A 12,138-nucleotide genomic window follows, 5' to 3' on the forward strand; every position below is an offset into this window, starting at 1 on the left:
GATGGGCAGGTTGCCTACGTGTTACTCACCCGTCCGCCGCTAGGTTATGTTAGAAGCAAGCTTCTAACATAACCCCGCTCGACTTGCATGTATTAGGCACGCCGCCAGCGTTCGTCCTGAGCCAGGATCAAACTCTCCATTAAAAACCAACCGAAGTTGGTATATAGAAAGAGCGATATGCTCATTTTGAAACTGACGAGATAAAATATCTCTTTTTCACTCCGATTTCATACATCCTTGCGGTATATATCGAAATCTTAGTGGTTGATTTTGCGAACAAAATCATTTACTCACTCGTTGTTCAGTTTTCAAAGATCAAACCTATATGATGCCTTGCTTTTGCCTTACTTCGTTTCACCACCGCGTTTCAGCGGCGACTTAAATAATGTAACACATAACCTCATTTTACGTCAAGCATTTTTTAAAAATTTATTTTCATGCTTGTTTGCAACATATTTATCCTGCTGTAAACAGGTCTAAATTATTCATGCCGCTTAATGGGGCGAGTTATAACTTAGCATATCTTTTATAAACTCGTCAACCTTTAACGACAAATTTTATGTTTTGAGCCTCAATTCGAGTCAGTCACACATAAAAAAAGGGAGAAAATCCGTTTTAACGGACCTTCTTCCCGCTGATTCGATGCATCAATTAAATAAGGGAATAACGTAATTCACTATGGTGTCCGCGATCTCTGAGATTCCCGCCAACCGATTCCCTGATCAGTGAGCGGTATACGAGCTTGCGTAGCACTACAGTAAGATCCAGTTGGAGATTTTTTAGCTCAGGATGATTAATAAGCTCATCTATGGACCAAGGTTCCCGTCTGCTGCCTAGTATGCGGAATAGTGGTGCTGAGCACTCCTCCATTTTAGACATCACTGAAAATTCGCAAGCAAGCAACACAAGCTCAACCCGCTGCTCAAGGGTTTCCGTACTTAACGTGAGTTCGTTGTACAGCTTGTAGATCGTTCGATCCAACGGCTGTATCTGAACCCACAAGTGAACCGTCGGATAAATTCCCCGTTTAATAAGCTCAATGGATGCCCAATGATCCAACGCCTTCAAAATACTTTGGTGAGCGTCAATAATCCGACCTTCTCGCATTGCTCTTTTACCATGAACGTAATTAACCAGAAAACGGGCGAACTCATGAAATTGCTTTTGCTCCCGTAACGGGTCGTTGAATTCGATGATTTCCCGCCTTAACAGACTGACTCTCTCGTCCCGTTCCCACAGAATACGGCCTTCCAGTAAATAATCTATTATGTTGGCATGTTCACCAGCGATAATCCAGCCTTTCAAACAACTGAGTGTTACGTGCAACACCTGGCATCTTAATCCATTAATCAGTAAATGCTGAATGGCACGGGCTGGCTTCTGGCCTTCTCCAATAATTAGAATGAGTTCATCAAAATCGTACAGCGTGGCTCCATGAAAATATTCGCCCGGCTTTCTATACGAAATAATGCCGATCGAATCTTCCTGCAACAATTCATCATACATCAAGCTTAATTTGGTTAGCTGCACTTCACCCTCCATACCTGTAAGGCGGCTACTACCGCTAAATTTGGATATATGTGAACATTTCTACATAAAAAAGAAACTTCCTTCTTCAATTCTAAAAATTTTAAGTTTTATTTACTTATTTCTTTTAGCGTATTCCAGGCGGTCTGATCTGCAAAGGTTCGGTTCCATACACCGATTCCCCCGAGTTTCAATGACTTGGCAAGTTGCACCCTCGCTTCCAGAGACACACGATCCTCCAGCCAAATCTTTTTGACAATACCGTCTTCAGTATACTCGACATAATTCTGGCCTTCCGAGGCTCTGAATTTAGGCTTCAGCTTAAATTTCTCGATAATCCCCGCTGTTGATTCCATACCAAGCGACTTGGAGCTAACTTTGACGGTGTCTCCTTTAGGTGTTTCAGACCATACACGAGTGTATAACGGAATGCCCAAGACGACCTTTTGAGGCGGTACTTCATCCTCCTGAATGATTCGCTTGATTGATGCTTCCACCCATGGCAGTGAGGCGACAGAACCAGCCTTCGGACTGGCAGCCCAATGCTCATCATAGGCCATAACCATGAGATAATCCGTAATCGACCCCAATGATTTTCGATCCAGAAATGCAGACCACATCTCACTTTGAGATTTAGGTGTCACATCAATAGATAATATCAAATCATGTTCACGTGCCATCGGCTTAAGCTCCCGCAAAAACTGGGTAACATTGGGTCCATCCTTCGTATGAACATTTTCAAAATCAATATTGATACCGTCTAGACCATTTTTCTCGGCAAGTGTAATCATCTGTTCTATAATTGATTTTCGTCGTTCAAAGGTAGACAAGGCCTCCGTCGTTAATTCAGGGTTAAAGCTGTTGCTCAACAAGCCCCATACTTCCATCCCCTTGCGATGCGCCCAACTGACATAGGCAGGGTCGGCTTTGCTTTGTACGGTGCCCTCATTATCTATGACACTGAACCAGGTGGGACTCACCACATTCACTCCAGGCATAGGGTCAAATTTGGAAGGATCGGGTTTACGGTTGTAAACAGCCTCCCAGGCGAGGTTCACAGGTCTTCCCTCCCAGTGCTTCTCCGAGATAGATGGAGTATCTTTAGCCGGGGCGACCGTAAGCTCCTCCCCTTCAGAGATGTTGGCCGCCTGCACATATCCAGCGTAGCCGTTATCCAGTTGAACAAAATACCAATCAGCCTGTTTGGACCAAATGCGCACCTTCGTTTGTTGAGGTATATCCGTCAAAATAAAAGACAGGCTGGAGGCTTCTTTACGCAAAGCAATTTTGGCATCCTGTCGTCCATCCTTCTTCTCCACGTTCCCCTGTTTGACTTTCTCTCCGGCTTTCATCAGGATGACTGCACCCGTCACTGTGTCTTCATGAACGGATATACCATATACTTCACGGACAGCTTGCATAGGTATATAAACCGATCCACTAATAATCTGGGGAGCTGCGCTGAGCATATATGATGTTCCATTCAATTCCCCCTGCGGCTTGGAAACGGTCATTTGTAGCAAATTTTGCCTCGTAGCCAAAATGATAGTTTGGCTGTCATCCTCGTAACGAATCGCTGGATCGATTTTACTTTGCACAAATTTGAGTGGTACCAGCATGTTCTTGCCAGAGTTTTGAGCTTCATACCCGGTTAGCTTTCCCTGGATAAAAATGGGGCGGATACTGCCTTGCCAATCGGGTTTTTCATGCAGTGGATTACCGAACCATACGACAGTAATTGCGCAGATGATCGCTGCGAACAACAGCAAGCTTGTAGCCCCTTTGAAACGTGAACGTTTACGGCGGCGTCTGGAATGATTTCTGGCCAATATTCAACCTCCATTGTCGGAACTTTGAATTACAGGATAACGTAAACTGAACTGGTTGCTGACAGACAAGTTATTTAAACAAAAAAACGCGGTAAATCCCCGCTTGTGGGGAATTTCTCACGTTTCCAACCCATTACAATATATACATACCGCACCGAAAAACTTCTATTCCTTATTTTGCTGAATTTCCTTGTTCATGCAAGCTTTGCACACTCCGTATAACTCCATACGATGTCCATGCACTTCGAAACCTGTCTCTAACGAGGCATGGTGTTCCACAACTGCCAAATACGGATAACTGAAATCTTCAATCTTTCCGCATTTTTCGCAAATGATGTGATAGTGCTCCGAAACATTGGCATCATAACGACTGGCGTTATCTCCATAGGTCAACTCATGTACCATACCCGCTTCTATAAACATCTTTAAGTTATTATAAACCGTAGCCACACTCATGCTTGGAAACTTGGATTCGAGCGCACGATATATTTCATCAGCGGTCGGATGTCCCATAGATTCCATCAAATAGTTTAATATGGCATGGCGCTGGGGTGTTATGCGTACACCTGTCTTCTTTAGAAGTTCCAAAGCATGCTGGACGCGAGCTGCCATATATGTCCACCGCCTTATCCCTTACTTACGATTTGCTTTATTACAACTATTTTACATTCTATTCACGTTGTACGTCTATTCACATTGTACGGTCAATTCAAGTTTCTTGTCAACGCGCCGCATTATCGCTGGATGACCCGTTAGAGGCTCCGGTAGCGGGAGATTCAGATGGAGCCGCAGGCGTTCCTGAAGCATTAGGCACATTCGTTCCTGCCGACTCGTCCAAGCCAGGCAGCGATGGCATTAGTAGCTTCTTGATCGTTAAATTACTGTTGCCTTCCACGTTGATCGAGTACTTACCTGTCCCATTTTGGCCTGAGATACTTTTACTATCTATTTTAAAAGGGAAGTCTGATCGAAGATTGCCGTAACTGCTGGACCCCTCCAGCTGAAAGTCACCATTCGACGGAAGATCCAACGCAATATCACCGACAGCACTGTATATTTTCCAATCTCCACCTACCTGCTCGCTGTGCACCTTGATCCCGCCATTGAGCGAATTTGCATTCAGCTTGGCTGTGGGATTCAGAACGTTCATGTCACCATTTTGGGTATCAACCGTAATATCACCTTCCGAGCGGGCAAGCTGAATGTCGCCTACCATCGTGCGTAGCGAAACCGTTCCTTCAATATCCCCTGCCTGCATATCACCGCGATTGGTTCGCATATCTACATCTCCGGTGATACGATGCAATTTGATCCGACCGTTCAAGGTGACTCCTTTGACATTGCCGATAGCATCATTAACCGTCAAATTCCCGTTCCCGCTCTCCAGCCGGATGCTGTCGATGGCATCTACTCCGTTGAGGGTAATATCCCCGTTGGAGGTTCTGATCTGCATATTAAATCGCCGATCCTCCGGCACTGTAATTAGCATGTTCGTACGGGGCTGGCGTCTGCTCGATGCTCCGTATGACTGCACCTCTGGACGAATCTGAATAGTCTTGCCGTCAGTAGAAGTCAGCGAGGAAGCTTGAGCAATCTTGTCCGCTTCGGCAGCAGGCGCTTGATCCACCCACAGGGTCGCACGTACCTCTACATTGGACACAGGACGTCTGATCAGCGTTACATCTCCATTGACCGAATCAACTACCAAATCGGACGTCTGCATCGTTACAGGCACCAGTACGCCGCCCATATCATATCGATTTCCTTTCGCCTGACTAAAATCCATGGACGCCGCGGTCAGATTCAAACTTACCCTGTTCCACAGATACATATAATGATTTTGCTGGGTCACGATAAAAACAGCGGCGGCCACAACCAATGCGGAGACAATTCCCTTCAGATCAGGTCTGAAACGTCGTCCGTTGTCGGGCCTGCCCTCCTTGCGGTAGTACACGCCAAAAAAAATCAGATACTCCAGTCCCCACAGCACAAAGATAATGGGCCACCATACGAGGAGCTGAAGCATATATTCGGTATGTTGGACAACATCCAAGATAAGCAGAACGCCTACAGCCATCAACAGAAGCGAAGAGGTGTAGCGCCCGACTCTTATTTTGCGGTGCACGCCAGCTTCACCCTCTTTCCTTTACCTTTTTACGTTTGACCGACAAGCCGACTTCTCGCAAGAAGACTAATAGTCCGATCAGCATTAATAAAATAGCTAACGTCAAAAAGCCATAGTCCTCGAAAAAGTTGCCCAGCCAGCGTGGTTTCATACGAAACAGAATCATAAGTCCGCCACCCGCCACGAGCAGCACGGCAAAAGACAAACCTCTCTCCCAGACATAAAATGGGCTGCTCTGCTGCCCTCGTGCGTCCATCTGTGCATAACGATCCGGCTTACGGCGATAGCGGACCATATAATCCGCTGATTGTAACACGTCATATACATTATAAAAATATAAAACAGGAATGAACAAACCGAGCAAAATAAGCAACGGAATGTTAATTCTCAAGCCGTCAGAAGCGACATACAGCATCGCAAAAATATCTAACAGAAGCAATACGATAAATGTAAGCCCTCTAATGAACAGCCCTAAAAAAAGATGGCCCAGGCCGGGTAACAATGCTGCCATGATAATGGCAATCACTTTGCGAAATTTAGCGTATTTAAAACGTTTACCCTGTTTGGGGTGTTCCCGCTGTTCCGGCTCCGGTGACTGTTGTCCCTCTCCAGACAGTAACGGTTGTTCCGAGTTCATGCCATCCTCCCCTTTGAATTCCATGCGTGATCCGCAGCAAATGCTCCAATGGTTAGATAGTACCCCAATCGGATTCAAGAGTAACTGGAAAAAATGTGGTAAACCCTCATTCCACGGAAACTGCCGCTACATCCTCCCACTGCCTGAGATCGGCTGCAATACGCACTGGATTAAAATCGCGGCGAGCCAGTACTTCCAAGGAAACCTCCATGCTCTGCCGATTTGGATGCAGTTCGTGAAAAGGGACATTCTCATGCTCTTTAATCACTATTTTACGTATTTCCACTTTTTCTTGCTCTAAATAAGTCGAAATTTGCTCCAGCAATCTATGGGATGACAATCCGTACAGTGTTATAAGATGACGTTGTCGTCCACGCATATACCGCAATTCGATTTTGTTAAACACCCATAAGTTTAGAAATACAAGCACAGTTGCCGCAATAGATGGAAAATAAAACCCAGCTCCGACTCCAAGGCCAATGGCTGCTACGACCCAGATGGAGGCGGCTGTCGTTAAACCAGTGATGGACTTGCCTGTAAATATAATAGTTCCAGCGCCTAAAAAACCCACTCCCGTAATCACAGCCGTAGCCAAGCGAGCCGGATCAATACGTACATTGGCTTCCTTGATAAAATCGGCAAAGCCGTAAATGGAGAGCAGCATAATAAGCGTCGAACCGAGACTGACCATAATATGAGTCCTCAAACCAGCCGCATGCTTTGAATGCTCGCGCTCAAAGCCAATGCATCCGCCGAGGAGCATGGACAGTAAAAGACGTAAAATGATATGCCAATTGTCTAAAACCCAAGGATTATCCATAAAGCTCCTTTCTCCGGTTATGTTGTGCTTCCCTCGCCGGGTTCGTGGTTTCTGTGCTATTAAGGCTATTGGAGTGCTATTTCACGTTATGCAGGTGGTATGTGGTTAATTCCACGCCTGGAGCCACCTCTACCGCCGATACGGGGCGAAAGCCGTGTTTTCGATAAAGGGCCACCGCAGGAGCATTTAAAGTTCCTGTAGATACGCTGAACAGCGGTATATGATGATATTCGTTCAAAGCATGCTTCATTAAGGAGTCGGCAATCCCTTTGCGAAAATGATCCGGATGAACCATCATACGTGTAAGAGTGAGTGAATCGGGTGACTCAGACTGCACCGCCAGCGCCCCTAACAGGTCGCCGTCCTCAATCCAGCCATAGAATGTCTCTCCGCAGCTTCGCAGCGTATCAAACGTATCCATAAGGGGTGGTATTTCATCAAAACCGATTCGCTCGGCCTCCAGCCTGTAGGCGATGTGCTGAAGACGCCATATCTGGCTGACCATTTCATCGTCTTCCAGTGAACATATGCTAATCATGCTGTATCCCTCCTTTTATTTAGGGCAGCTACGCTGCTGTTTTCTATAGAAAAACTCGTAACATGTCATTGCGCTTCCAAACTCTGTACAGCAGCTCTCATCAGAGCCTATACAAAAAGGGGCCTGTCCCTATAAGACAAGCCCCTTTCAAATCTATGCCATTAGCGGTTTAGCACTTCCGTCAGCAGCTTGTTGGCGAGGCCAGGGTTTGCTTTGCCCTTGCTCTCCTTCATCACTTGACCAACCAGGAAGCCAATGGCCTTCTGCTTGCCAGCTTTGTAATCCTCAACCGATTGCGGGTTAGCCTCTACTACCTGTTCGACGATCGTCAGGATCGCGCCCTCGTCGCTGATTTGCACTAGCCCTTTTTCTTCAACAATTTGCTGGGGCAGTTTATCACTCTCCAGCATTTCCTTGAAGACCGTTTTGGCGATTTTACTATTGATCGTCCCCTTCTCCAGCAGTCCGATCATTTCACCCAAGCCTCGACCTGTCAGTTTAACCTGCGACAGCTCCACACCGGCACTATTTAAATAGCCGAGCAAATCCCCCATCATCCAGTTGGATACTGCTTTGGCATCCTTCGTGTATTGAAGACTATCCTCGAACAAATCGGCCAGTGGCTTGGAAGACGTAATGACCTGTGCGTCATACTCAGGCAATCCATATTCCGAGGTGTAGCGTGCTTTACGCTGGTCAGGCAGTTCAGGAATCGAAGTACGGATGCGTTCTTTCCATTCTGCATCAATATGCAGCGTAACGAGATCCGGGTCCGGGAAATAACGATAGTCATGCGCCTGTTCCTTACCGCGCATAGACAGAGTTTTACCTTGGGCCTCATCCCAACGACGTGTCTCCTGTACAATCGTTCCGCCTTCCTCCAGCGTTTGTTCCTGGCGGAACTGCTCATATTCCAATCCGCGCTGTACGCCACGGAAGGAGTTCATGTTTTTTAGCTCTGCTTTAGTACCTAGCTCTTTCTGTCCATGCGGACGAAGGCTGATGTTCGCGTCGCAGCGAAGCGAGCCTTCCTCCATCTTCACATCGGATACGTCACAATACTGCATGATCGCACGTATTTTTTCCAGGTAAGCCTTGGCTTCTTCCGGTGAAGATATTTCCGGTTCCGAAACGATCTCGACCAACGGTGTACCGACACGGTTAAAATCAACCAAAGACGCATAGCCGCCATCGACATGTGTTAATTTGCCTGCGTCCTCTTCCAGATGCAGTCGGGTAATGCCGATACGCTTTGTCTCGCCGTTCACTTCAATATCAATCCAGCCATGTTCTCCGATCGGCTGATCGTATTGCGAAATTTGGTAAGCCTTGGGTGAATCAGGGTAAAAATAGTTTTTGCGGTCAAACTTGCTCACATCAGCAATCGTGCAATTAAGCGCCATCGCCGCTTTCATCGCATAATCAACGGCTTGACGGTTTAATACCGGCAGTACCCCCGGATGCCCAAGACAAATAGGACATGTATGCGAGTTTGGCGGTGCTCCGAAGGATGTCGAGCATCCGCAAAATATTTTAGACTTCGTATGCAGTTCCACATGGACTTCCAGTCCGATGACCGTCTCATATTTGGATGTAGTTGTAGACATGAATGGGTTCCCTCCTTTTCGGCAAATTACAGTTGCGGACGCTGCTTGTGAAATTCGGTATTTTGTTCAAAGGCATGTGCTACACGCAGCACGGAAGACTCGTCAAAGGCTTTTCCGATAATTTGCAGTCCAACCGGCAATCCATCCGCAAGGCCACAAGGGATGCTGATGGCCGGCACTCCAGCCAAACTCACTGGAATCGTCAAAATATCGTTCAAATACATCGTTAATGGATCATCCACTTGCGAACCGATTTTAAAAGCTGTTGTCGGCGCAGTAGGTCCAATAATGACATCATATTGTTCAAACACACGATCAAAATCCTGTTTGATCAGTGTACGCACTTTTTGTGCTTTCAGGTAGTAAGCATCATAGTACCCGGAACTCAGCGCATAGGTGCCCAGCATAATCCGGCGCTTCACCTCGGGGCCAAAGCCCTGCGTGCGGGACTGATGGTACAGATCCAGCAGGTTGTCCGGATTGTCTGCGCGTACGCCATAGCGTACACCGTCAAAACGGGCCAGATTGGACGATGCTTCGGATGAAGCCAGCAGATAGTATGTGGCTACCGCATATTCAGTGTGTGGAAGAGAGACCTCTTCCCATACCGCGCCCAGTCCTTCCAGTGTTTTCAGCGCGTCCAGCACCTTTTCCTTGACCTGTGGATCCACACCCTCACCCAGATACTCCTTTGGTACAGCAATACGAAGTCCTTTTACATCTCCGGTCAAAGCGTTCAAGTAATCAGGAACGTCTACCTTCGCAGAAGTGGAGTCCTTCTGATCATAGCCTGCAATGGCTTGCAGTATGTACGCCGAATCCTGAACATTTTTCGTAATCGGTCCAATTTGGTCCAAAGAAGAAGCAAAGGCCACCAAACCAAAACGTGATACCAGACCATACGTTGGCTTCAAGCCGACTACGCCGCAATAAGAAGCGGGCTGGCGAATGGAGCCGCCTGTATCGGAGCCGAGGGTGAAGTAAGCCTCGCCCGCTGCTACAGCTGCAGCCGAGCCGCCGCTGGAGCCTCCGGGAACGCGTTCCAGATCCCAAGGATTTCGTGCTGGGAAGAAGCTGGAATTCTCGTTAGAGCCGCCCATCGCGAATTCGTCCATGTTCATTTTGCCCAATGTCACGGTTTGCGCCGCACGCAATTTGCCGACAACCGTTGCATCGTACACGGGATCAAAATTCTTCAAAAACTGACTGCCGCACGTTGTACGCAGCCCTTCTGTCACGATGTTATCCTTAATGCCGACCGGCAGGCCAAACAGCAGCCCGCGTTCCTCTCCCGAGATCAGATGATCATCAAGCTGACGTGCGGATGCACGTGCCTGCTCCTCGTCAACCGTAATATAGGCCCTGATCTTGTCTTCCCGCGCACCAATCGTCTCCAGAGCATGTCCTACCAGGTCACTCACGGAAATTTCCTTTTGATGCAGCTTGTTATGTATTTCCGGCAATGTGCTATCAAACAAGCTCAATTTGCATCCTCCTTTCAAATGTGAAATCTATTCCAGAACAGCAGGAACTTTAAACTGTCCTTCTTCTTCTTCAGGCGCGTTGCGCATCACTTGCTCGTGTGTCAAACTTTCGCGAACTTCGTCGTCCCGCATGACATTGCTGACGTGCAGCACATGAGTGGTCGGTTTTACCTGTTCCGTATCCAGCTCATTCAGCTTCTCCGCATAGTGGAGAATGGCGTTCAATTGCCCTGTCATCGTGTCTTCCTCGGCTGCGGTCAGATTCAACCGGGACAACTTGGCTACGTGACGGACATCTTCCGTGGAAATGTTCATTCAAAAACCTCCTCGTGTATAAGAGGATTTTGCAAAAATCCAATAAGCGACTTCCAATGAACAATATATAGATCGAAATGGTCTAGTTCGTCTATATATTGCACTTCGGAGCGACTGGAATCGAATTTTGCAAAATCCTGATATCAAAAATGCTGCACCGAACTTTGAAATAACGTTTTTAATTATAGGATAGAACCCTTTACAATTCAATCTTTGACGCGGTACAGAAGCAAACTGTGTTACCTGGCGGTAAAATGCTACTAAATGTATATAAAAAAAGCACCTCTCGGTGCTCTTTCGAAAAGCGATAGGAGCTAAGAACGTGCCAATTATATATTTTTAAAAAGAGTCGGCATGAGCCGACCCCTATATCCAAGCACGTAAATTAACTTGTCTAATAAAATCAGCCTGTGACAACAATTCTGTCGCGGTTTCTTCTTCCTCAGCCTCTACCGAATCAAGACCACCGTTCATCACATGTCTGAACAGCTTCTCGTTATGCGTAGCAAGAGCATAATCTATCAGCGCTTCACGCTCAATCCGCTCGGCTTCCAGCTTCAAAATACTTTCTTCCAGCTCAATGTCCCCGGATGGTACGAAAAAATTGCGATTCACCTTCGGGACGCGAATGACATAGTCAAAAGCATTGTCCGCATTACGGTCGTAAGCAATGATATAACCATGTTCGCCCACAGGAAGATTCTGCTCAAAAGCATCCGCGACGATCATAATTCTAGTTCCTAAATGATGCATCGTTAGCCCCCCCGTTTGTCTGAACTTATCTGCTAAGTCTACTAAAAAAAAAGTAGCTTGTCTATATCATCTATGTATCTTCAAAACTGTCCATCTCCACGTCCCAGCCTGTGCTCATTCAGCCTTGTGTGCCAATTCTGTGCAATGGTTCCGCCTTGTTTTGTTACCTTTTTCCAGGTAATTACCTTCGGTTCAGAACCTTGCACAGAAGCTCTATCTCCTGTCTTTATGGAAAAATGGCGGCTATCTCCATTCTCACGATGTAACCCAGATATATACTTCCTTTTCATTCATGCTCCCCCTTGTGATCTGACGGCCAAATGCCTCTTTATCCTCTTAATGGGCAAAAAAAAGAACGCAAACCGGGATTCATCCACAGCTTGCGTGCTTCGCGAGTTTAGTATGTAACTTCAATATGTGTATGTTAACAAAAATAAAAACCTTTGTCTATACATTATTGATAATTTATTGTCGAAATGAGGCAGAACCTGTCACAGCTTTGA

General features: G+C 46.6%; 12 protein-coding genes and 1 rRNA gene. All 13 read right to left on the reverse strand.

Annotated features, from left to right (window positions below; translation table 11 throughout):
- Positions 1-143: ribosomal RNA gene (locus tag ACWXW9_RS09350) — 16S ribosomal RNA — on the reverse strand; the annotation flags it as partial.
- Positions 144-651: 508 nt separating this feature from the next.
- Positions 652-1,506: a nucleotidyltransferase-like protein gene (locus tag ACWXW9_RS09355; protein ID WP_494929175.1), complete on the reverse strand. Its 855-nt coding sequence runs from the start codon at positions 1,504-1,506 to the stop codon at positions 652-654.
- Between the two features lie 131 nt (positions 1,507-1,637).
- Positions 1,638-3,356 carry a glycosyl hydrolase family 18 protein gene (locus ACWXW9_RS09360; protein WP_494929176.1) on the reverse strand — a complete coding sequence of 573 codons (1,719 nt, stop codon included), beginning with the start codon at positions 3,354-3,356 and terminating at the stop codon, positions 1,638-1,640.
- Between the two features lie 165 nt (positions 3,357-3,521).
- Positions 3,522-3,968 (reverse strand): peroxide-responsive transcriptional repressor PerR, encoded by a 447-nt coding sequence (perR, locus tag ACWXW9_RS09365; protein ID WP_283653263.1) that lies wholly within the window; start codon positions 3,966-3,968, stop codon positions 3,522-3,524.
- A gap of 109 nt (positions 3,969-4,077) precedes the next feature.
- A complete protein-coding gene (locus ACWXW9_RS09370; RefSeq protein ID WP_494929177.1) occupies positions 4,078-5,481 on the reverse strand; it encodes a DUF4097 family beta strand repeat-containing protein in 1,404 nt (467 codons plus the stop codon).
- 7 nt (positions 5,482-5,488) lie between these two features.
- The gene (locus ACWXW9_RS09375) at positions 5,489-6,142 is read right to left on the reverse strand and encodes a hypothetical protein (RefSeq protein ID WP_025684458.1); all 654 of its coding nucleotides are present in this window, start codon (positions 6,140-6,142) and stop codon (positions 5,489-5,491) included.
- Positions 6,143-6,224: 82 nt separating this feature from the next.
- Positions 6,225-6,938 (reverse strand): MgtC/SapB family protein, encoded by a 714-nt coding sequence (locus ACWXW9_RS09380; protein ID WP_494929178.1) that lies wholly within the window; start codon positions 6,936-6,938, stop codon positions 6,225-6,227.
- Positions 6,939-7,014: 76 nt separating this feature from the next.
- The gene (locus tag ACWXW9_RS09385; RefSeq protein WP_494929179.1) at positions 7,015-7,476 is read right to left on the reverse strand and encodes a GNAT family N-acetyltransferase; all 462 of its coding nucleotides are present in this window, start codon (positions 7,474-7,476) and stop codon (positions 7,015-7,017) included.
- A 161-nt stretch (positions 7,477-7,637) separates the two neighbouring features.
- Positions 7,638-9,083: an Asp-tRNA(Asn)/Glu-tRNA(Gln) amidotransferase subunit GatB gene (gatB, locus tag ACWXW9_RS09390; protein WP_494929180.1), complete on the reverse strand. Its 1,446-nt coding sequence runs from the start codon at positions 9,081-9,083 to the stop codon at positions 7,638-7,640.
- Between the two features lie 26 nt (positions 9,084-9,109).
- Positions 9,110-10,567, reverse strand: a complete 1,458-nt coding sequence (gene gatA / locus ACWXW9_RS09395) for an Asp-tRNA(Asn)/Glu-tRNA(Gln) amidotransferase subunit GatA (RefSeq protein WP_494929181.1) — start codon at positions 10,565-10,567, stop codon at positions 9,110-9,112.
- Between the two features lie 27 nt (positions 10,568-10,594).
- The gene (gene gatC, locus ACWXW9_RS09400; RefSeq protein ID WP_494929182.1) at positions 10,595-10,882 is read right to left on the reverse strand and encodes an Asp-tRNA(Asn)/Glu-tRNA(Gln) amidotransferase subunit GatC; all 288 of its coding nucleotides are present in this window, start codon (positions 10,880-10,882) and stop codon (positions 10,595-10,597) included.
- A gap of 366 nt (positions 10,883-11,248) precedes the next feature.
- Complete coding sequence (locus ACWXW9_RS09405) at positions 11,249-11,635, reverse strand: hypothetical protein (RefSeq protein ID WP_025684465.1); 387 nt, start codon at positions 11,633-11,635, stop codon at positions 11,249-11,251.
- 80 nt (positions 11,636-11,715) lie between these two features.
- Positions 11,716-11,925 (reverse strand): hypothetical protein, encoded by a 210-nt coding sequence (locus tag ACWXW9_RS09410; RefSeq protein WP_494929183.1) that lies wholly within the window; start codon positions 11,923-11,925, stop codon positions 11,716-11,718.
- Between the last annotated feature and the right edge of the window lie 213 nt (positions 11,926-12,138).

The sequence above is a fragment of the Paenibacillus sp. LT-B23 genome (assembly GCF_059417685.1).

Excerpts from the sequence above, each read along its gene's own strand:
- ACWXW9_RS09355 (WP_494929175.1), bottom strand. The coding sequence starts at position 1,506 with ATGTATGATGAATTGTTGCAGGAAGATTCGATCGGCATTATTTCGTAT.
- perR (WP_283653263.1), bottom strand. The coding sequence starts at position 3,968 with ATGGCAGCTCGCGTCCAGCATGCTTTGGAACTTCTAAAGAAGACAGGT.
- ACWXW9_RS09375 (WP_025684458.1), bottom strand. The coding sequence starts at position 6,142 with ATGGAATTCAAAGGGGAGGATGGCATGAACTCGGAACAACCGTTACTG.
- ACWXW9_RS09380 (WP_494929178.1), bottom strand. The coding sequence starts at position 6,938 with ATGGATAATCCTTGGGTTTTAGACAATTGGCATATCATTTTACGTCTT.
- ACWXW9_RS09385 (WP_494929179.1), bottom strand. The coding sequence starts at position 7,476 with ATGATTAGCATATGTTCACTGGAAGACGATGAAATGGTCAGCCAGATA.
- gatB (WP_494929180.1), bottom strand. The coding sequence starts at position 9,083 with ATGTCTACAACTACATCCAAATATGAGACGGTCATCGGACTGGAAGTC.
- gatC (WP_494929182.1), bottom strand. The coding sequence starts at position 10,882 with ATGAACATTTCCACGGAAGATGTCCGTCACGTAGCCAAGTTGTCCCGG.
- ACWXW9_RS09405 (WP_025684465.1), bottom strand. The coding sequence starts at position 11,635 with ATGCATCATTTAGGAACTAGAATTATGATCGTCGCGGATGCTTTTGAG.
- ACWXW9_RS09410 (WP_494929183.1), bottom strand. The coding sequence starts at position 11,925 with ATGAAAAGGAAGTATATATCTGGGTTACATCGTGAGAATGGAGATAGC.